Origin of the sequence: Phytobacter palmae (assembly GCF_039409775.1) — a bacterium.
GTDB classification, from domain to species: domain Bacteria; phylum Pseudomonadota; class Gammaproteobacteria; order Enterobacterales; family Enterobacteriaceae; genus Phytobacter; species Phytobacter palmae.
Map to the genome: position 1 here is coordinate 17,955 of NZ_JBCIVJ010000028.1, position 20,367 is coordinate 38,321.

Consider the following 20,367-nt stretch of genomic DNA (forward strand, 5'->3'; position numbering starts at 1 on the left):
GTCTCTTCCTTATTTTTTGCTCACAACCTATCAATGCGACCCGGAATCCCGGTTGCGTAACAGCGGCCAGATTAATAACGGCACGCCGATAAGCGACGCCAGCAGCCCTACCGGGAGCTGTCGGGGGTAGAGCGCGTTACGCCCCAGCCAGTCTGCCGTCACCATTACCAGTGCGGAGAGCAGCGCGGCAGTAAAAAGCTGGGCCAACGGATCTTTCACCCCCAGCCGCCGGGCCAGATGTGGCCCCAGCAGGCCCACGAACGACACCGGCCCGACTAACAGCGTGGCAAAGCCGGTCATCAGCGCCGCCAGCGACAGCACCGCGATACGCGCTTTGGGAACACCAAGGCCTAATGAAGCCGCCACGCCGCCCATGGGTAACAGCACCAGCCAGCGGCGCAAAAGAGGGGCAATCGCCAGTAGCATCAGGGTGACAACCAGCAACACCCCGGCAATGGGGGCACTGACGTAATAAGTAGTACCGCTCATCAGCGGTAGTAATTTGGCGCTGGTTTCCAGGTGATGCAGCATGATCACATTGACCACCGCCTGGCACAGGGCATTGAGCGCCAGGCCATTTAACAGAACGCGCTGGGGGTTAAAGGCGCTTTGCTGACTGTTCCGCAGGGTTATACCCAGACTTATCAGTGCCCCCAGCGTACTGCTGAGCAGCAACATGCCGTTGCCACTGGTGGGAAAGAGGACAACCACTACGGTAATGCCGAGCACCGCGCCGCCGCCGATCCCCAGGACTTCGGGGCTGGCGAGAGGATTGCCGCTCACGCGCTGCATCAGCACGCCTGCGCCCGCCAGTAGCGCGCCGGCGCAGATAGCGGCCAGCAGTCTGGGCAGGCGCAGCGGCAGCAGCACATCCAGTTCTTGCGGCGTGGCCAGATGCCAGCTATCCAGGCTGCGCCCGAAAAACAGCGAAACCACCGTAGCGATAATCAGCGCCACCAACGCCCAGCCAAACGCACGGCGCCCGGTGAAAACCGATGGGGTCGCGATGGGGAGCGGGGCGGTGTCAATCATATGCGTCCGGGCACGCCGGGCGAGCAGGATCAGCAACGGCCCGCCGGTCAGGGCGGTGAGCATCCCGGCAGGCAGAAGCTGGCCGTTAAAAATGGCGATGCGTGAAGCGCACAGATCGGTAAACCACAGCAGGCCTGCGCCGATGAGTGCGGTTTGCCACAGGGTCTCTCGCGATGTGCGCGCGCCGCAAAGCCTGGCCAGATGCGGTGCGGCAAGCCCGACGAAACTGATAACACCGACCGCATTGATCACCATCGCGCTCATCAGCAATGCCAGAGACATGACGACGGCACGAATACGAAAAGGGGAGGCGCCGAGGCTACTGACCATGGTTTCCGGCAGTTGCAGCAGTTCGAGCTGCCGCGACATCAGTAGCAGCGCCAGCAGCCCGCCGCCGAGCCAGGGGAGAAGATGGAAAAAAGATTGCCAGCCTTCCTGAGCCAACGAGCCGCCGGTCCACATCATCGCCGCCAGCAAGAAGCGGTCATTCACTACCGCAATCAGCATGGTGACCGCGCCACACCACAGGTTGATCATCATCCCTGCCTGGATCATCACCAGTGGCGACAGCCGCTGACGCCACGCCAGTAACAACACGCAGGCCAGCGCGCCCACTTCACCGAGGATGACAATGCCGGTACGAAAGGTCAGCAATGAGGCAGGGAACCAGAGCGATGCCAGCCCCATTGCCAACGTTGCGCCGGAGGTCATGCCGAGGGTGGTGGGTTCAGCGAGCGGATTGCGTAGCACCCGCTGCATCAACCAGCCGCAGACACCCAGCGTTGCTCCGGCAAGGAGCGCCATACACTGGCGTGGCGCCCAAAGGGTCTGCAGCAAAATAGCGGGTATGGCGTGGGTGTCGGGAGTGAACAATTCCCCGAAGCCGCCCTGCTGGAGAATATTTTGTAGCGCAAGGCCAGTGGCAGCGCTCCAGAGCAGCAGGATCAGCAACCAGCCGCGACGGGAGGTGAGGGTTTTAATCATGGTCCCATCCTGTTAACAGTACCCCGAGCATGGCCGCAAAGCGGCTGGCGGTGACCAGCGCGCCCGCAGAGCTGAAATGCGTCGGCGCCAGCCGCAGGCGGTTGCCCGAGGTGAGCGGCAGACGTTGCCAGAGCGGACTGGTCTGCCAGGACTGCGCGGCACGGCGTTCGTCGTCATCTGCGGTAAGAAGCAACAGACGGGCATCGGTTTGGGCAATTTGCGTGAGTTCGACCAGTGATTCACCGCCGGGAGGAAATGGCTCGCGCCAGGCGTTCCTGATGCCACATCCGGCCAGCACATCCCCCGGTACGCAGCCTTCGCCGAGCAGGCGAACATGCAGTGAATTGACCGTAAAGGCCAGAAACAGCGGACATGAAATACTCACCGCAATATCGCGGGTCTGCGCCATTTGCTGTTGCAGGTGCTGGATGAGCGCATCGGCCTGCGGCTTACGATCGAATAAGGCTGCCATCTGTTTTGTCGCCGCCGTATAGCCCGCCAGCCCGTTAACCGGCAGCGTTACCACAGGAGCAATACGTTCAAGGATCGGCTTAAGCAGGGCATGCTGCGGCGTGACGAGAATAGTATCCGGACGCAGGGCGTACAGCGCTTCCAGGTTGGGCTGGAAAAGCAGCCCGATGTCCACCACGTCAGTGGACATCGCAGGCATATTGATAAGCTTGCGATACCAGTCTGGCGCGGAAACGGCAACTGGCGTGACGCCGAGCGCCAGCGCCAGTTCTGCCAGCCCCCAGTCAAGAATTGCCACGCGTCGCGGTACCGCAGCACTGGCGATGCCGATAAACGGCACCGCCAGTAATCCCTGTAATAAACGACGGCGTGAGAGCATGCCGTTTACCATTGATAGTTCAGCGTCGCGACATACTGGCGCCTGGTTCCATACCAGCATCCGGTGTTCTGACAGGTCGCCAGATAGGTTTTATTCCCCAGGTTAGCCGCATTCAGCGCGACGCCCCATTGATGCCACTGGTAAGCCAGACGCGCATCGTAAATGGTGACCGCCGGGACTTTCATCGTGTTGGTGGTGTTGGCGTAGCTGGTGCCGATATAACGCGCGCCGCCACCAACCGAGAAGCCATCCAGCACCCCACCCCGGAAGGCGTATTCACTCCACAGACGGGCCGTATTACGGGAAATCCCAATCGGTTTTTTCCCTTTCGTGGCGTCGTTCGCCTCGGTCACTTCCGGGGAGGTCAGGGCGTAAGAGCTCAGCACTAACCACTCCGGCGTAATATTAATTTTGCCTTCCACTTCAATACCGCGTGAGCGGATCTCACCGGTTTGCACGCTGTAATTAGCATGATCCGGGTCGGCGGTGGCGACATTGGTCTGTTTCAGGTCATACAGCGCCAGCGTGAACAGCGCATCCAGGCCCACCGGATCGTATTTCAGCCCCACTTCGCTCTGTTTACCTTTGGTCGGTTTAAAGGCGTTGCCCGCATAGGTTGTGCCGCTGGTGGGCATAAACGAGGTGGAGTAGCTGATGTAGGGGGCCAGACCGTTATCAAAGTGGTACAGCAGCCCGGCGCGCCCGGTTTTAGCGTGGTCGTCGGTGCCGGAGCGGGTGTTGTTCACCAGATTGTGCGCATCACTTTTCGCATAGTCATAGCGCCCGCCAAGGCTCAACAGCCAGTTGTTCCATTCCGCCTGATCCTGCAAATAGACACCGGTCTGATCGACCGTTGATTTGCTGGAAGAGGTGAAGTCCGGCAGCGTGACCGGGGTGCTGTAGTCCGGTTCGAGATAGTTCAGGTCACTCGCCACCCCAGAACCGGAACGGGAGCGTTGGGAAGTGTGGTTGTAATCCACGCCGGTCAGTAGCGTATGCGCGACAGGCCCGGTGCTCAGCCTGAACTGTGCCTGATTATCCAGCGCAAGATTGGTCATGGTTTCGCGGTTGTGCATACTCAAACGGTGCACTTCCGGCGCATTGCTGACCGTACCCCAGGGATAAACCATGTTGTACAACGAACTGGCGCTGATATAGCGCACATTCTGGCGCACAGTGACGTTATCGTTGAACTGGTGATCGAACTGATAACCGATGCTTGCCTGTTTACGTTCGTATTTATCGACGTCCGGCTGGCCACCGTAGAAGCTGGTCGGGATTTTACCGTTCGGGTTAGTCGTTAATGTGCCGGAAGTCGGGAGCAGGTTAAAGAAACCGGTGTCCGGGTCTTTACGTAGTTGCGCAAGCACCGTCAGATGGGTTTTATCATCCGGCTGCCAGGTCAGGGAAGGGGCAATGTCGTAGTGTTCATAGCGGGTATTATCGACCTGCGTCTGAGTCTTAAAGTAAGTGCCGCCAATACGCCCCAACAGCGTTTTGTCATCAGTCAGCGGGCCGGTGACATCGAAACCGGTGCCAAACTGATTGTAATTACCGCCGCTGATGTAAACTTCCCCCTCAGGTTGACTCTGCGGTTTTTTACTCACGAGGTTAACGACCCCGCCAGGGCTTGTCTGACCATAAAGCACTGATGTTGGCCCTTTGACCACTTCAATGCGGGAAAGCAGGTACGGATCCCAGCCCGGACGGCTCCAGTAGTTACGCGGCAGGCGCAGACCATCCAGATATTCGTCGGCCTCGAAACCACGCACGTTGATGGTGTCAAAACGGCTGTCCGAACCGGAGGACTCCGCCACAACGCCCGCCATATAGCGCAGCGCCTGGGTGACGGTTTTTACCGCCTGCGAGGCCATCTGCGCCTGGGTGATAACCGATACGCTTTGCGGCGTCCGGCTTATCGGTGTCGTGCTTTTGGTTGCCGCGCCTGCATCATGCGCCACTGCCGTGACTTCATCATCATTCCCCTGCGTACTGACTGCCGTGACGATGACCGTCTCTTCTTTTTTCGTTTCCTGTCCGTTATCCGCAGCGACTGCCTGTCCACCGTATCCCGCAATAATGACGCACATTAGCGTTTTCAGCGGCTTATCCTTCAACAACCAACGTGTGTGTTTCATGGTCTTTCCGAGTGTTATTAGAATTCAGTGGAAATGATAATTATTCAACTTTAAAAAAGAAGTGGCCTTATGGCAGAATGGCGAAGCTTTGAGGCTGAATGTTTAATACCGGACAAAAGTTGTCTGTATACGCTACAGCAGTGAAAAATTGAGAGGATCGGACAGGTGCGGGGAAAAACGACGACGCAGTACGCCGAAAAAGGCGTCTTACCCGATGAGCGGGATGCCGCGCCATACGGCATTCAGGGGCTACGGCAACTCCAGTATAACTCAGGAAGCGAAGAGCCGTTCCATGCTCATGAACAGGGGCAGTTTATCGCGCCGCTGCAAGGGGTCGCTAAAGTGCGTACCGGGCAGGAAGTATGGGTGCTGTTTCCCGGCAGAGGGTTGTGGATCCCAGGCGACATGCCTCACGGGCTGGAAGCGGTAGATAAGGTTATCAGCTGGAATATCTATTTTTCGCCGCAGGCTTCGCGCGGCTACCCGCAGGCCTGTAAAGGGCTGAGCGTGACGCCGCTGATGCAGGCATTGATGGCAGCCGGTAGCGCAGGCGAGATAGATACGACGCGCCAGCAGCTAATTTTCGGTTTGCTGAGTAATGAGTTCCAGCGTCTGGCCCCCGCCACGTTATGCCACCTGACGTTGCCACAGGAGCGGCGTCTGCAAAAGGTCTGCAAAGCTTTATGCAGTGAGCCAGGACATGCGGCAACGCTCGCCTGGTGGAGCACACAGGTGGGTGCCAGCGAACGTACGCTCGCCCGATTGTTCCGCAAAGAGACCGCGCTGGGCTTCACCGAATGGCGCCAGCAGGTTCGTCTGCTGGAAGCGGTATGCAGCCTGGCGCGCGGCGTGGCGGTTAACCAGCTGGCAAATGAGCTTGGCTATACCAGTCCCAGCGCGTTTATCACTATGTTCAAAAAGAAACTGGGCGCATCGCCGCAGCGCTATTTCCAGTCTGCACTGTAACGCGGCGCTACGGCGCGCCGTCGATCTCTTGTTTTAACTCTTCCAGCGATTTCGCCCCGTCTATGGCATTCGCGCAAAGCAGGCTGGCACGGGCGCAGGCGTGAGCCAGTTGAATACTTTGCGGCAGCGGCCAGCGCTCATGGCAGCCGTAGAGCAGCCCGGCGCAAAATGCATCACCCGCGCCAACGCTACCGATAATCTCCCCCTGCGTGAGCATCCGTGTCGCTATCCACTGTCCCTCACGGCCAGGTTCTTCGCCCCATGCCCCTTCCGGGCAGTGAATCACCACACGCTGTCGTACCCCGGCGGCGAGTAGCTGCGAGGCGGCCGCGGCGATATTGGCGATATGCGGCGAATCGTCAGGCCGGCGCATTTCCAGCCCGCTGAATTCCCCCGCCTCCATCTCGTTGATAACCAGATAATCCAGATGCGGCAGGCAGGGCATTACCAGCGGCTGATAGCGCGGATCGCCCTTGCGGGAGACCAGATCGAGCGATGTTTCGTAACCCTGTTCGCGCATCTTCGCCAGCAGGCGGGCGCTACGGGTACCAAACTCTTCATCCGGCAGGTCGAGGCTGTCGAGCAGCAACAGATAGCCGAGATGGAAGATTTTCATACTCTTGTCCAGGCTGTCGAATGCCGGAAGATCCAGAAGACGATTTGCGCCGGGGGAGTGGAAGAAGGTGCGTTGTCCGGTTGGATCGGTCATAACCTGCGACATAGAGGTCGGGGCAGAATTGGTGCGCTGCACATGCTGGCGATTCACATGATACTGGTCGAGCATCGCCATAATGTAATCCCCGTCGCTGTCTTCGCCCACTAAACCCACCGCCTGTAGCGGCATGCCCGTGCGCATTTTTGCCAGGGTCAGCAGGACATTGAGCGGCGCTCCGCCGGTTGAACGCTCGCTTTGCGTGATCTCGGCTAACCAGCCACGCTCCGGCCATTGCACTATCTGGTGCACATGATCGACCAGCATGTTTCCGGCGGCGATAACTCCTTTTCGTTCCATCACAGTTGCCCCGCGCTGCCAAAGACACGCATCTGACCGGCAACGGTGTCGGTGATGGCCTGTTCCACACTCAGCAAGAGCTGAGCAAATTCGTCGTAGACAGGCTGGCGGTTGGCCATGCGGGCTTCAATAGCGTCCAGCGCCGCTTGCGACATCCCGGTATAAAAATTGATTTTATGAATGCCAAGCCCGATAGCACGGCGGAAATCCGCGTCACTGATACCAGAGCCGCCGTGGAGCACCAGCGGCAGGCCGGTTTGCTGACGAATCGCCTCCAGGCGGGCAAAATCGAGCTTCGGCTCCCCTCTGTATTTGCCATGAGCGTTACCAATGGCGACGGCGAGGGTGTCGATACCCGTCCGGTCGACAAAGTCACGCGCTTTGGCCGGGTCGGTAAACCAGGCTTCATCCGCATGGCCATACAATGCGCCACCTTCATCACCGCCAACGGCACCGAGTTCTGCCTCCACCGAGACGCCCACCGCATGGCACATCTTCACCACTTCCCGGGTCTGGCGAATATTCTCTTCATATTCCAGCGTCGAGCCATCAAACATCACCGAGGTAAAGCCCAACCTTAACGCGCGCACCACGGATTCAAAATGCAGGCCGTGATCGAGGTTAAGTACCACCGGAATGTCATGGTGTGCGGCTTCGTATTTCACCGCTTCCACCAGCGATTCGAGGGAGACATATTTGAAATGCACCTCGGCGATATTGATGATAAAGGGCGATCGCTCCTGTTTCGCCGCAGCAAACAGCGCGCGTAAAAAGTGGGAGTCGAGCACGTTGAACGCGCCCAGCGCGTACTGATGTTCACGGGCGTGCGCCAGACCCTGGGCAAGCGAAATCAAAGCCATCGTATTCTCCTTAGCTCAGGAACAAACCATATTCATTGCACAGCACTAACTGCGCGGGTTCGTCTTCCAGAATGTCGTTAAAGCGATCCACCGGATGCAGGAAGTGGTTATCGTGTTCATCATCGTTGACTGACGACACTTCGCCGACCAGCACATCGCCGAAACCGGATTCGCCCCAAAAGCTGTGATACAGACCGGGCGGCAGGCAAATGCTTTCCCCTGGTGAGAGGCGTAACTGGCTGCCCGCTGAATGTGTCTGGATACACCCGTCAATAACCACGCTCACATCGGTCCAGGCCGTCTCTTTACTTGCTCCGGCGTTCCACAGCTCGATAATCAAATTGCCACCGCCGCGATTAATAATGTCTTCGCGTTTGCGCCAGTGAAAATGCATGGGGGTTACCTGCCCGTCGCGCACATGCATGATTTTCTCCGCATAGCATTTGGCGTAAGGGGTGCCATCAGGAGAGCCATTGCGCAGGGTGAAAAGCGTAAGTCCCTGGGTGTAAAAATTATCACCGCCGAAAGCGGTGACATCCCAGCCCAGCTTTAAATCGAAGACTTCGCGCCAGCTGTCGTGATCAAGCTGCTGCCATTTGGTCGGAGGAAAACTGGCGAAGGGCGGCAAGTGGACATCATGCATAGAAAAGAATTGCCGGGTATGGCCGAGGATTTCATTGATTTCGGAGCGTTTCATGCCGATCTCCTGTGGCTTCATAGTGCGTTTTGCCCCTTGCCCTCGCCCCTTCGGGAGAGGGCAAGGGGTTAATCCGCACTTATTTAACTGTCCAGCCCTTATAGGTGCCGACGTTTTTCTTGTCGATCATCGTCACCGGGATCAGCACTGGCTCTTTCGGGGCGGGTTTCCCCTGTAGAATGTCATAGCCGATTTCCACCGCTTTTGCTGCCATCACCTGCGGGTCTTGCGCCGGGGTCGCGACAAACAGCGAGTTCTCGCGTTTCAGCGCCTCTTCACCGTCCGGGCTGCCGTCCACGCCAACGATAAAGAACTCGTTACGTTGTGCCTGTTTGGCGGCCAGATCGGCACCGATCGCGGTCGGATCGTTAATCGCAAACACGCCGTCGATCTTCGGATTGGCGGCCAGCAGCGAGGTCATAACTTCCAGACCCCCTTCGCGACTGCCTTTGGCGTTCTGGTTATAGGACAGCACTTTGATATCCGGGTGGCGCTTGAATTCGGTCTGGCAGCCCTCCACACGGTTTTGCACCGCAGAGACCGGCGGTCCGTTGATGATGACCACATTGCCTTTACCTTTCAGACGGTCGGTAATGTACTTACAGGCCATCTCCCCGGCCTGGGTGTTATCCGAGGTAATCGTGGCATCTGCCCCTTCCGCCGCAACGTCAACGGCGACGACCACGATACCGGCGTCTTTCGCACGTTTTACGGCAGGCCCGATGCCTTTCGAATCAGCGGCGTTGAGGATAATCATGTCGACTTTGGCAGCGATAAAGTTATCGATCTGCGCCACCTGTTGACCAAGGTCGTAGCCGCTGGAAACCAGCGTCACTTTCACCTTATCGCCCGCCAGTTTACGCGCTTCCAGCTCCGCCCCTTTGGTGATTTGCACGAAGAACGGGTTGGCGAGGTCGCCTACCGTTACCCCGATCGATTTCAATTCTTTGGCCTGTACAAATGGCGCTGCGGCAAGCAGTGCGCCAGCACAGAGCGCAGTGACTAACGGCTTCAAACGCATATTCTTTCCTCACGTAGGGTTTTCAGGGAAATCTTGTTGTTATGCACTTTGATGATGTCGGGTACGGTATTTGTCTATCAGCACTGCAATGATGATCACCGCCCCTTTGATCACCAGTTGCCAGAAGTAAGAAACGCCCATCAGTGTCATACCATTGTTCAGGGTGGCGATAATCAACGCCCCGACCAGCGTACCGGTGATGGTGCCGATGCCGCCGACAAAACTGGTGCCGCCGAGGATGACCGCCGCGATGGCGTCAAGCTCATAGCCCATGCCAAGGTTACCGTTGGCGCTGTACAGACGAGAGGCGCTCATCACCCCGCCAAGGCCGGAAAGCAGACCGCTCATGCCATAAACAAACAGCAGTACCAGCCACACTTTGATACCGGTAAGACGCGCCGCCTGCATGTTGCCGCCGACGGCATAAATGTGTACGCCCAGAGTAGTACGGCGAAGAATGAACCAGCAGACCACAATCACCGCCAGCGCAATCACCACCAGCCAGGGGATCGGGCCGAGATAGTTATTGCCTATCCACTCGAACCCGATACTGGAGTTGATGACCGTGGTACCATCTGCCAGCAGATAAGCCGCGCCGCGTAGCGCCGTATAGGTGCCAAGCGTGACGATAAACGGCGGAAGCCCGGCAAAAGCGACCAGTACGCCGTTAAACAACCCCAGCACCAGACCGAGCATCAGTGCGGCAGGGACGGAAAGGAAAGCCAGTTCCGGGATCAACGACACCACCATCGCCGCCACCGCCGTGGTGCCGAGAATGGACCCGACTGACAGGTCAATGCCGCCGGTCAAAATGATGAAGGTCATCCCCGCCGCCAGCACGATATTAATCGAGGCCTGGCGGGTGATATTCAGCAGGTTGCTTTCCGTAAAAAAGTTGGGGGCAATAAAGCCAAATACGGCAACGATCAGGATCAAGATTGGCAAAATCCCGACCGTTTGCATCAGATCGCCCATCAGCATTTTTTTCGCCGAGGCCGATTTCGCCACCTGTTGTGGCGTGGTGGCAGAGGTCTCTTTCGATTCAGTCATGGTGTACCGCCTGGTGATGGGATTCGTTCATACCGGTTGCAAGCTGCATAATGTTTTCCTGGGTAATAAGCTCGCCTTCCAGCTCGCCAGCGATGCTGCCTTCATGCATCACATACACCCGATCGCTCATGCCGACCACCTCAGGTAATTCGCTGGAAATCATCAGGATGGCGACCCCTTTGCGGGCCATCTGGCTCATGATGCGATAGATTTCGCTCTTGGCGCCGACATCGACACCGCGCGTTGGCTCATCAAGGATCAGAATGCGCGGCCCGATGGCGACCCAGCGGGATATCAACAGTTTTTGCTGATTGCCGCCGGAAAGACCGCCCGCCCGCACCTGCGAATGGGGCACGCGGATATTGAGTAACTTGATGGCGTCATCGGAGATAGATTGCGCTTTTTTTCGGTCGAGCAGACCGTAACTTGCATCGCGCTCAATGGTCGCCATGGTGATATTTTCCTGAGCGGCCAGCTCCAGAAACAGCCCTTGTTCTTTGCGGTTTTCGGTAAGGAAACCGATGCCTAAATCAATGGCGGCTCGCGGGGAGTGGATCACGACCGGTTCGCCATCGATTTCAATCACTCCACCGGTGGCTTTACGCACGCCAAAAATCAGTTGTGCGAGTTCTGAGCGACCTGCGCCCACCAGTCCGGCGAGGCCGACGATCTCTCCGGCGCGTACCTGCAGGCTGACCGGCTGGATTTTTTTGCCGTCGGTGAGGTGATGAATGTTGAGACGGACGTCGCCCCGTGGAATATCGCGTTCTTTATTGAAGAGATCGCTGAGCGGGCGGCCCACCATCATGCGTACCAGCTCTGAGGCGTTGAGTTTGTCGCGGGTCAGGCTGCCGACATACTGACCGTCACGCAGGACGCTGACCCGGTCGGAAAGCTCATACACCTCTGCCATGCGGTGGCTGATATAGATGATCGCCATCCCCTCATCGCGCAGGCGCATGATCAGTTCGAACAGGCGATGAGTTTCACGGGAGGAGAGGGCGGCGGTAGGTTCATCCATCACCAGGATACGGCTGTTACGGTGCAGGGCGCGGGCGATTTCAACCTGCTGCTGCTCGGCGATGGTGAGTTTCATCACCAGGTCGCTGGCTTTGAACTGAGCGCCGAGGCGGTCAATCACAGTTTGCGCCTGGGCAACCATATCCCGGCGCTGAATCAGCCCACCGCGGGAAATCTCACTGCCGAGAAAGATGTTTTCGGCGACGGTCAGATTAGGGGCTAACTGCATCTCCTGATATATCAGCGTGATGCCAGCCGCCAGCGCGTCTTTTGGCCCTTTGATATTAAAGGGCTGTCCATCAATTAAAATCTCGCCGCTGGTGGCGGTGTATGCCCCCGCGAGGATCTTCATCAGGGTGCTTTTACCCGCGCCGTTTTCTCCCATCAGAGCGTGGATTTCGCCAGGATATACCGTCAGATCCACCCCTTTGAGCGCATAAAACTTGCCAAACGCTTTGGCAATATTGCGCATCTCCAGAACCGGCGTCTTGCTCATGGCTTGCTCCTGCAAGGGTTTCGATTGCGCCAGTCCATCACGGCAAAATAAATGCAAAATGTCAGTCGCCGTTCATATTTGTCATATTGCTGAATAGTTAATACAGATCACAGTTACGCAACATAACTTCCTTCACCCTCACCCTGGAAGGGAGAGGGGGAAAACCGGACCGCACTGAACCGCCCCTTTTCCTCATGAGGGAGACGGTGAGGGGAAAAAGACAACGGAGCCCGCTATGCCCTATCGGCACAACTCGTTTTTCGCCAGCGCGCGCGGGCGGTTACTGTTCTTCAATTTGCTGGTGATGGCCGTGACCCTGATGGTTTGCGGCGTTGCAGTCCTGGGATTTCGCCATGCCAGTCAAATCCAGGAGCAGGTACAGCAACAGACGCTGGATGACATGACCGGTAGCATGAACCTTGCGCGTGATACGGCGAATGTCGCTACGGCGGCGGTACGCCTTTCGCAGGTTGTGGGGGCGCTGGAATATAAAAGCGAGGCGGAACGGCTTAAGGCGACCCAGATGGCGTTGCAACACTCGCTGGAGCAACTGGCCCGTGCACCGCTGGCCCAACTGGAACCACAACTGGTGGAGCGCATTACCTGGCGCAGCAATGAACTGGAACAGAGCGTGACGCAGATGCTGGAGCGTGGCCAGCGCCGCCATCTTGAACGTAATGCGCTACTCAGTTCGTTGTATCAGAACCAAAGTTATCTGCGCCATTTGCAGGAAATTAACCTGCGTGATGGCATCGCCATCGGCGATCCCCGTTTACTCGGCGAAATGGATCGGCTGCTGGCCGCTGCCATTCGCACCCCCTCGCCGCGCCCGACGATACAGCAACTGACGGAGATCCGCGCGCAGTTGCCAGACCATACTGACAACCCGGTGGTGAATGGCATTCTGCAGGATTACAACAATGAGCTGGCAAAACTCGGCCCTCTGGCGGCGCAACTGGATGAGAGCGATCTGGCGATAAGCTGGTTTATGTTTCATATCAAAGCACTGGTCGCCATTCTTAATACCGATATCAATCAGTACGTTGCCCAGGTGGCGCAAGCCTCTGAGCAGCGGACCGCGCAAAGTCACAGTGAAATGCGCTCGATCATTATCTTTATCAGCGCTTTTGCCCTGCTGGCGTTGGTGATTACCGGGTTTGCTGGCTGGTATATCTACCGTAATCTGGGGTCGAATTTAACGGCAATTTCCCGTGCGATGTCCCGTCTGGCGCGCGGTGAGCCGGATGTCCCCGTTCCGGCGCTGCAACGGCGCGATGAGCTGGGCGAACTGGCGCGTGCCTTTAACGTGTTCGCCCGTAATACCGCCTCGCTTGAACACACCTCAAAGCTGCTCAAAGAGAAGAGCACCCAGCTGGAGACCACTTTCCATGCCATGCGTGACGGGTTTGCCCTGTTCGACAGTCAGGGGTGCCTGGTCGTGTGGAACCCGCAATACCCGTTGCTGCTTGGCCTCTCTGCCGATGCGCTGCAACGCGGGCAGCACTATCAGAGCCTGCTGCGTGAGGTGAGTGAGCTACCGGACCATGTGCAGGAGAACCTGGCGCGACCCATGCCGAAACCACAGGAGCTTCGCCTGGCGGATAACCGCACCATTGAGCTGCGATTTAGCCCGGTGCCGGGGCGCGGGATGGTCAATGTGGTCCTGGACAGAACGGAGCGTAAGGGGCTGGAAGAGGCGTTGCTGCACAGCCAGAAAATGAAAGCCGTTGGTCAGCTTACGGGCGGGCTGGCGCATGATTTCAATAACTTACTGGCGGTCATTATTGGTAGTCTGGAGCTGGTGAACCCGCAATCGCCGGATGCACCGCGTATTTCCCGCGCACTGAAAGCAGCCGAGCGCGGAGCGATGCTGACCCAGCGTTTGCTGGCCTTTTCACGCAAGCAATCTCTGCACCCCCATGCCGTAGAGATGCAGCCGCTGCTGGAGAATTTAAGCGAACTGATGCGTCACTCTCTTCCTGCCACGCTGACGCTGGAGATTGAAGCTCAGCAGCCTGCCTGGCCTGCATGGATCGACGTTGGTCAACTGGAAAACGCCATTATCAATCTGGTGATGAACGCGCGCGATGCGATGGAAGGGCAAAAAGGCACAATCAAGATCCGTACCTGGAATCAGCGTGTGACGCGCAGCGACGGCCGCAGGCAGGATATGGTTGCGCTGGAAGTCATCGATCGCGGTTGCGGTATGTCACAAGAAGTGAAGGCGCGCGTTTTCGAGCCGTTCTTCACCACCAAGCAGACCGGCAGCGGCAGTGGCCTGGGGCTGTCGATGGTATACGGCTTTGTGCGCCAGTCCGGTGGACGGGTGGCTATTGATAGCGCGCCAGGTCAGGGAACCACAGTGCGTTTGCAGCTCCCTCGCGCGTCGGTGCAGGTCGTCAGCCCGGTTGAGCAGTTGCCGGCTCAGGAAGCTGACCGCACTGATAAATTAATCCTGGTGCTGGAAGATGAGGCGGATGTACGACAGACCCTCTGTGAACAGTTACATGGGCTGGGGTACTTAACACTGGAGGCGGAGTGCGGAGAACAGGCGCTGGCGTTGCTGGCAGCGTCGGAGGATATTGGCATGCTGATTAGCGATCTGATGTTGCCAGGACAGATGAGCGGCGCGGAGGTGATTAATTTTGCCCGTCAGCACTACCCGCATTTGCCGTTATTACTGATTAGCGGCCAGGATTTACGTCCGGCGCATAATCCGGCGTTACCTGACGTTGAGCTATTACGAAAACCTTTTACCCGAGTGCAACTGGCACAGGCGTTGCGACGGATTGCGGCGTAAAGCGACTACGGCCATTGAAGCAACAGAGCAGCAATACGAAATGTGGATGCGTTTCTGAACACGGAGGCTATGGGCAGTCGTCACTGACGCGGCCTGTTGCGGGGAAACGATCTCGCATGTTTTCTCACTTCGATTGACTGGCTTTAGCAGCCGATAATACGAAGAGAGCAGATAGCGGAATTCTATTCCATTTCGTTATGCCCTGTGCCAGCAAATAATAACCTTGTCATCTCACTGATATATGTTGCGCGACGTTACGGAGTAAACAATATCTTGCGCAATTATTCATATTCTATTAATCAATAGCCTTTAAGATTTTTATCGGCTTATTCTCCCTGGACGAAAATAATAATATGTAGACGCGAATTTTTTGTAGGTGCACCTATACTTACCTGTTTGCAATGTAATTGAAAAATCAGAGATCTGAAAAAATTATGGATAATAAGATCGTCGCCATTGAGCAGCATGATACAGCGGTAAATCTGCATGGCCTTATGCAGGTGTTAAGTAAACACCTTTACTCAACGCCAATTGTCGCGTTACGTGAGCTTGTGCAAAATGCGCATGATGCGATAGTCCGGCGCAGGCTGGAGGAAATTAATTCTGCCTTCACGCCTGAAATTCGTGTTACCGGCAACCCGCAGAATAAAACGATTACGATTTATGACTCGGGCGCGGGTCTGACAAAACATGAAATCCATGAATTCCTGGCCACGGTCGGAATAGGCTATACGCGGCAGTTGCGTCAGGAAGATGATGACACCGGTCTCATCGGTATGTTCGGGCTGGGCTTCTTATCTTCCTTCGTGCTGGCAGAGCAGGTTACTGTCCATACCACCTCCTGGAAAACGCCGCAGGAAGGTTGGGTTTATCGTTCCGATAATGGAGAAACGTACCGAATAGAATCTGCCCTCCCCAGAGAGCCCGGCTTTACGGTCACTCTCAGCCTTAAAGATGAGTTCAGCTACCTGGCGGATAATCCGTTGCTGGAAACGTTGCTTGGCCGCTACTGCGTGTTGATGCGTGAACCGCTGTTTGTGGGTCAATCGGAGACGGCGGTCAACCATCTTTCACCACCCTGGCGCAGGGACCACGACTCGGCGGTCATCCTCCATCCGGGGCTTCGTCAGAAGCAGAACATTGAGTTTGCCAGCCGTTTTGAACGTACTTTTACCCCTATTTGCACCATTGATATCACCCCTTCTGGCAAAAGCGATGTGGTCGGCATTCTCTGGATTCAGGATGGCGCGACCTACGGCACCAGCGATAACCGTAATCTTTCGCTCTTTTTGCGCGGCATGCTGCTTGACGATCAGGCGCATGACCTGTTGCCGCTGTGGGCCGGTTTTGTTGGCGGTGTGGTGGAGTCCAATATCCTGACGCCCACGGCGAATCGGGAAGATTTACAGCGTGATGACGCCTATTTCGCCACGCAGCATGCGTTAGCCGAGGGGCTAATTAAAGGTCTGGGCGAGCTGGCTAAAAACCAGCCGGCAATCTGGCGGCGTGTGCTGCTACGTCATAACGAAGCCTTGTTAGGGGCGGCGATTTGCGACGAAAGGCTGTTTGATCTGCTCAAAGATGACCTGCTCATCCCGACATCTAAAGGTGATATTCCGGTCAGCCATCTGCGCCAGCAAAATACGCTACTGGTGATGCCGGGAGAAGAGAGCTCCTTTGAAGAGATGTTATTTCGTCTCTCCGGGCGGCCCGTTGCGCTGGGGCATCGCTATGCCGTTATACCGTTTCTTCGCCGTTGGGCAACGCTCTATTCAGCGCGGCTCATTGAAATTGGCACCTCGGGCGGCAATCAGTCATTGTTCTCCTGCCATGAAATTAGCCAGCAAGAAGAACAGTGGTGGCGTGAGCAACTGGCTGATGATGAAGAGTGCGTTATTTCACGCTTTGAGCCCGCAGTGCTCCCCTTTGTGGTAGTGCCGAATCGCGAAGTCGAATTGAAACAGCGGCTGGAACAGGATGATGCCGATCGACGAATGAGTACTGCGGCACTGATGCTGGCACGGCAGTTTACTCAACGGATCAGCGAGCAGTCCGATAAACAGCTCTATATTAATTTTAATAATCCGACCATCAAGGCGCTTTCTGCTTCCTGGCAAAACGGAAAACACACCGATGTCGCCTGTCAGTTATTGAAAAGCCTGAAGGTCATTTTATCTTTTCAGCTGCAACGTTCGGGCCCTAATGATTTTCATCAGGCGCTAGATAATATTAACCAGATAATAATGACTCAATTTCTTGCAAATAAAGGGGAATAATAAAATGGATATATGGCAATGGTACAACCAATATGAAAGGGATCTTCATGCTGCAGGCCAACCCTATATTACCGATCATTTGAATAAATTAATTAACGCCATTTGTGACGTTAAGCCTGATGTGAGCGAAGCGTTACTGCCGGAAGCACGGTCATTTAAGAAAACGGCAGGGAATCCCTGGCTTGATGTGTTTATTGGCCACTGGGAGATGCGCCACCGGCTGGGCATGGGAGAGGGCGAGACCGCGCTGGGTGATGCGGTGACCTTCTTTGAGCGTGCCCATCAACCGGATGCTATTGAGTGCCCTCAATCCGTTTGTGTTACTCAGGATCTCAGCGATTGCTACGGCAATATCGACGGCCCGGGCTGGGCGGATGAACGTATTGCCGTGTGTCAGGAAACGATGGAGCGTATTACGCCCTTGTGGAGCTGTTTCCAGTGTTTGTCGGACGAGCAATTCTGCGCCATGGTCGATAAAGGCGAGACGCAGCAGGCGCTGGATTACATTCGGGGACAGATAAAGAAAGTGCGTGATGCAGGGGAACCTGATGTCACTGGCCTGCAAGAAAACGAAGCTGAAGCGTTGATTTATTTAGGGCGCTATGAAGAAGCGCTGGCGGTGATTGAACCCCTCTGCGAGCCTGAAGAACTGGAAGGTTGCGCCGAACAGATACGGCTGACGCGAACGATGATCCGCGCTGAGGCATATGCCTGTATGGGGAGACTGGATGAGGCCTGCAACAGTCTGATCCACTGGAAGCAACTGCAAACGCGCGGCGTTGTCCGCTGGGTGAGGATCATTGACCAGCTTTGCCGCCATGATGCGTCTTTTAACAACTGGCAGACGGGCGTGTCGTTACAGCAAATCCTTGAACAGCGTATCGCCAGGCAGGCCTGGAGGGCAGCAATAGATACCGCCATAGTGCACATTCGCCTGGCGCTGGCACGCAATGCGACCTGGATTGCCCGCCGGGCGTTAGGGCAGGCAAAAGCCTGTTTGCCACGTTTACGTAAACAGATGGGGGCCGATCGCGCTCTGGCGGAACTTGAACGCGAGATTGCTGGCAAAGAACAAGAGGTGCTGCTCCCGGTTCCTGCACATGAACTGTATGAGTGGCTTGAAGAGCGCAGTAAACAAAACGAGGGGCGTGACCCGGAACAGGAAGCGGAATGGCTGAAACTGGCGGCCATGCAGTTGCCTGATAATGAACAACTGGTTTCGCTGGCGTCATCTGCACTGGAGGCTTGCCATGCCGCTGATGAAGCCATCGCACTGTTGCAAACCTGGCGGTTACGTCATCCGCAGAGTGAGTCTCCTCTGCTGTTCGAGTTACTGGGCGTGCTGCTACGTACGCGGCGGTTCGATGAGATTTTAACCCTCGCTAAGGACTATCGCGAGACGCTTCCGCATGTCGCGTACTGGTTCGAAATGCAGGTCGCCTTTGGCAATGAAGATTGGGCGGCGCTGGAAACCCTGAGTGAGTCGATGCTCAATACGCCAGAAGGCAGCAGTAAGGTCGCACCGCTGTTGATGGCGAGCCGTGCGGCAATGAAACTGCGCGCCAGCGAGCGTGCTATCCCACGTCTTGAGCGTGCTATTGCAATGCTTGAGGCGCAAGAACAAGAGACTAACAATGTTCTGTGGGATCTGATCACCGCGGCGAGTATTCAGGGAGAGTGGGCGCTGGTGCGTGAGGCCGGAACGAAGCTGGGAATGAAATTCGAAAGCGAAGACGGCCCCATCGAGGAAAACTGGGGAGCCGTGCGGCTACGTTTCCGGGAAGAGCACGACTATGTTTACTATCTTGCTCAGCGTACCGGGCCAGCAACAGCCAGAGTCTTCCAGCCGGCGTGGCCGAAAGCGCAGCAGCATTTAGGCGACAGCGTGGTCTTTGATGTCGAACTGCTCAATACCCCTCCGGAAGATGAAGCCGAGCGGGAATATTTTATCGGTCTCTATGATGTTGTCGAAATCATCGAAGAGGGGGGATATGCCCCATCATGGTTTGTTGATGGCGTTTACCCCGGTGAGGAGATGTTTAGTCAGTTTGAGAATAAAGTGCGCGAATTCGGCGGGCAAGTTTGGGTGAGTAGCGAGGCCGATTATGAAGTAACCGATCGCGAACATCCTGAGGAGCCGCTGCCTGGCGTGTACTTTAATCTGGCTACGCCGCTATCAATGCAGCCGCAGGAAGTGGACAGCATGTTGCTCACGCTCACACGTGACTGGCCGCATCCGGTGCACTGGCTTAGCGTCGCCGCTAAAGGCGGGCTGGATGAACAGCGCCATCGGCAGATCATTGACCGCTATGGTTTGTAAACTGTTACCCGACGTAGTTTGAGATTCCTCCGCTACTCGTGAGAATGGCGCTTGATTAACGTAAAGCCAGCCCACTATTGAGACTGGCTTTATGAAACGTTACGCAACCCTGCTGTTTATCAGCGCACTCTCTATAACCAGCCATATGGCCCACGCTGATGTTGTCGATGACGCCATCGGCAATATTCAGCGGGCCATCAATGACGCCTATCACCCCAGCGATAGCCGTAACGATGATGATCGTCAGTATGATGACGATCGCCGCCGTAGTGACGAACAGAGCAGACGCTATGAAGATCGGCGCAGGCAGCTTGAAGACAGGCGCCGCCAGTTAGATGACCGTCAGCGCCAGCTCGATCAGGAGCGTCGCCAACTGGACGACGAAGAGCGCCGACTGGAAGAGGAGTTCTAAAGGCCTGTTGAACGGAAATCAGCTCTTTTTCACGAATTCGGATTTCAACTTCATTGGGCCAAATCCGTCGATTTTGCAGTCAATGTTATGATCGCCTTCGACCAGACGGATATTCTTCACTTTCGTGCCGATTTTCAGCATGGAAGAACTCCCTTTTACTTTCAGATCCTTAATAACAGTGACGCTGTCGCCGTCGGCCAGTAAATTGCCGTTGGCATCTTTGACAATCAGCTCGTCACTTTCGGCAACTGCTTCGTTGTCGTTCCATTCATGGGCGCATTCCGGGCAGATGAACATGCCATTATCTTCATAAGCGTATTCGGAATTGCATTTCGGGCAGTTTGGCAGTTGCATGGGGGTATCCTCAAAAAAATTACATATGATGCTGGAAACAGGCCAGCGAAAAAGGCGGTTTATGCCATAAAAGCCCGCG

15 protein-coding genes are annotated in these 20,367 nt (G+C 56.1%); 5 read left to right on the forward strand and 10 right to left on the reverse strand.

Annotated features, from left to right (window positions below; translation table 11 throughout):
* Positions 1 to 30: 30 nt before the first annotated feature.
* The 3 genes from fhuB to AAIG39_RS22730 are packed head-to-tail and all read right to left on the reverse strand — an operon-like array spanning position 31 to position 5,004.
* Entirely contained in the window at positions 31 to 2,016 is a 1,986-nt protein-coding gene (gene fhuB / locus AAIG39_RS22720; RefSeq protein WP_343194777.1) for a Fe(3+)-hydroxamate ABC transporter permease FhuB, read from the reverse strand.
* Positions 2,009 to 2,926 carry an iron-siderophore ABC transporter substrate-binding protein gene (locus tag AAIG39_RS22725; RefSeq protein WP_343194778.1) on the reverse strand — a complete coding sequence of 306 codons (918 nt, stop codon included), beginning with the start codon at positions 2,924 to 2,926 and terminating at the stop codon, positions 2,009 to 2,011. The genes fhuB and AAIG39_RS22725 overlap by 8 nt, the downstream gene beginning before the upstream one ends.
* Entirely contained in the window at positions 2,872 to 5,004 is a 2,133-nt protein-coding gene (locus tag AAIG39_RS22730; protein WP_343194779.1) for a TonB-dependent siderophore receptor, read from the reverse strand. The genes AAIG39_RS22725 and AAIG39_RS22730 overlap by 55 nt, the downstream gene beginning before the upstream one ends.
* 165 nt (positions 5,005 to 5,169) lie before the next feature.
* Between AAIG39_RS22730 and AAIG39_RS22735 the strand changes: the two genes are divergently transcribed.
* Positions 5,170 to 5,970: an AraC family transcriptional regulator gene (locus AAIG39_RS22735; protein ID WP_090080813.1), complete on the forward strand. Its 801-nt coding sequence runs from the start codon at positions 5,170 to 5,172 to the stop codon at positions 5,968 to 5,970.
* A gap of 7 nt (positions 5,971 to 5,977) precedes the next feature.
* On the opposite strand, the gene AAIG39_RS22740 is transcribed toward AAIG39_RS22735, so the two are convergent.
* The 6 genes from AAIG39_RS22740 to AAIG39_RS22765 all read right to left on the reverse strand — a co-directional run bounded on the left by AAIG39_RS22740 (position 5,978) and on the right by AAIG39_RS22765 (position 12,126).
* On the reverse strand, positions 5,978 to 6,985 hold the full coding sequence (locus tag AAIG39_RS22740; protein WP_343194780.1) for a carbohydrate kinase family protein: 1,008 nt from the start codon (positions 6,983 to 6,985) through the stop codon (positions 5,978 to 5,980).
* A complete protein-coding gene (locus AAIG39_RS22745) occupies positions 6,982 to 7,842 on the reverse strand; it encodes a ketose 1,6-bisphosphate aldolase (protein ID WP_249569801.1) in 861 nt (286 codons plus the stop codon). Before AAIG39_RS22745 ends, AAIG39_RS22740 begins: the two co-directional genes overlap by 4 nt.
* Before the next feature lie 10 nt (positions 7,843 to 7,852).
* Positions 7,853 to 8,539, reverse strand: a complete 687-nt coding sequence (locus tag AAIG39_RS22750) for a D-lyxose/D-mannose isomerase (RefSeq protein WP_249569798.1) — start codon at positions 8,537 to 8,539, stop codon at positions 7,853 to 7,855.
* A 79-nt stretch (positions 8,540 to 8,618) separates the two neighbouring features.
* Complete coding sequence (locus tag AAIG39_RS22755; RefSeq protein WP_090080822.1) at positions 8,619 to 9,560, reverse strand: ABC transporter substrate-binding protein; 942 nt, start codon at positions 9,558 to 9,560, stop codon at positions 8,619 to 8,621.
* A 39-nt stretch (positions 9,561 to 9,599) separates the two neighbouring features.
* Complete coding sequence (locus AAIG39_RS22760; protein ID WP_039077869.1) at positions 9,600 to 10,610, reverse strand: ABC transporter permease subunit; 1,011 nt, start codon at positions 10,608 to 10,610, stop codon at positions 9,600 to 9,602.
* A complete protein-coding gene (locus AAIG39_RS22765) occupies positions 10,603 to 12,126 on the reverse strand; it encodes a sugar ABC transporter ATP-binding protein (protein ID WP_090080824.1) in 1,524 nt (507 codons plus the stop codon). The genes AAIG39_RS22760 and AAIG39_RS22765 overlap by 8 nt, the downstream gene beginning before the upstream one ends.
* Positions 12,127 to 12,361: 235 nt before the next feature.
* Here AAIG39_RS22765 and AAIG39_RS22770 point away from each other — a divergent pair, with 235 nt between their 5' ends.
* The 4 genes from AAIG39_RS22770 (at position 12,362) to yjdP (ending at position 19,934) form a co-directional block, all read left to right on the forward strand.
* Positions 12,362 to 14,926 carry an ATP-binding protein gene (locus tag AAIG39_RS22770; protein WP_343194781.1) on the forward strand — a complete coding sequence of 855 codons (2,565 nt, stop codon included), beginning with the start codon at positions 12,362 to 12,364 and terminating at the stop codon, positions 14,924 to 14,926.
* 434 nt (positions 14,927 to 15,360) lie between these two features.
* On the forward strand, positions 15,361 to 17,202 hold the full coding sequence (locus tag AAIG39_RS22775) for an ATP-binding protein (RefSeq protein ID WP_343194782.1): 1,842 nt from the start codon (positions 15,361 to 15,363) through the stop codon (positions 17,200 to 17,202).
* A 4-nt stretch (positions 17,203 to 17,206) separates the two neighbouring features.
* On the forward strand, positions 17,207 to 19,522 hold the full coding sequence (locus AAIG39_RS22780; RefSeq protein ID WP_343194783.1) for an ATP-binding protein: 2,316 nt from the start codon (positions 17,207 to 17,209) through the stop codon (positions 19,520 to 19,522).
* Between the two features lie 91 nt (positions 19,523 to 19,613).
* Complete coding sequence (yjdP, locus tag AAIG39_RS22785; RefSeq protein WP_090080836.1) at positions 19,614 to 19,934, forward strand: DDRRRQL repeat protein YjdP; 321 nt, start codon at positions 19,614 to 19,616, stop codon at positions 19,932 to 19,934.
* A gap of 18 nt (positions 19,935 to 19,952) precedes the next feature.
* On the opposite strand, the gene AAIG39_RS22790 is transcribed toward yjdP, so the two are convergent.
* Positions 19,953 to 20,288, reverse strand: coding sequence for a zinc ribbon domain-containing protein YjdM (locus AAIG39_RS22790; protein ID WP_090080838.1), 336 nt, complete (start codon positions 20,286 to 20,288; stop codon positions 19,953 to 19,955).
* Between the last annotated feature and the right edge of the window lie 79 nt (positions 20,289 to 20,367).

What these genes read in the sequence shown, in the direction of transcription:
- fhuB (WP_343194777.1), bottom strand. Translation starts at nt 2,016, where the DNA reads ATGATTAAAACCCTCACCTCCCGTCGCGGCTGGTTGCTGATCCTGCTG.
- AAIG39_RS22725 (WP_343194778.1), bottom strand. Translation starts at nt 2,926, where the DNA reads ATGCTGGTATGGAACCAGGCGCCAGTATGTCGCGACGCTGAACTATCA.
- AAIG39_RS22730 (WP_343194779.1), bottom strand. Translation starts at nt 5,004, where the DNA reads ATGAAACACACACGTTGGTTGTTGAAGGATAAGCCGCTGAAAACGCTA.
- AAIG39_RS22745 (WP_249569801.1), bottom strand. Translation starts at nt 7,842, where the DNA reads ATGGCTTTGATTTCGCTTGCCCAGGGTCTGGCGCACGCCCGTGAACAT.
- AAIG39_RS22750 (WP_249569798.1), bottom strand. Translation starts at nt 8,539, where the DNA reads ATGAAACGCTCCGAAATCAATGAAATCCTCGGCCATACCCGGCAATTC.
- AAIG39_RS22755 (WP_090080822.1), bottom strand. Translation starts at nt 9,560, where the DNA reads ATGCGTTTGAAGCCGTTAGTCACTGCGCTCTGTGCTGGCGCACTGCTT.
- AAIG39_RS22760 (WP_039077869.1), bottom strand. Translation starts at nt 10,610, where the DNA reads ATGACTGAATCGAAAGAGACCTCTGCCACCACGCCACAACAGGTGGCG.
- AAIG39_RS22765 (WP_090080824.1), bottom strand. Translation starts at nt 12,126, where the DNA reads ATGAGCAAGACGCCGGTTCTGGAGATGCGCAATATTGCCAAAGCGTTT.
- AAIG39_RS22770 (WP_343194781.1), top strand. Translation starts at nt 12,362, where the DNA reads ATGCCCTATCGGCACAACTCGTTTTTCGCCAGCGCGCGCGGGCGGTTA.
- AAIG39_RS22775 (WP_343194782.1), top strand. Translation starts at nt 15,361, where the DNA reads ATGGATAATAAGATCGTCGCCATTGAGCAGCATGATACAGCGGTAAAT.
- AAIG39_RS22780 (WP_343194783.1), top strand. Translation starts at nt 17,207, where the DNA reads ATGGATATATGGCAATGGTACAACCAATATGAAAGGGATCTTCATGCT.
- yjdP (WP_090080836.1), top strand. Translation starts at nt 19,614, where the DNA reads ATGAAACGTTACGCAACCCTGCTGTTTATCAGCGCACTCTCTATAACC.
- AAIG39_RS22790 (WP_090080838.1), bottom strand. Translation starts at nt 20,288, where the DNA reads ATGCAACTGCCAAACTGCCCGAAATGCAATTCCGAATACGCTTATGAA.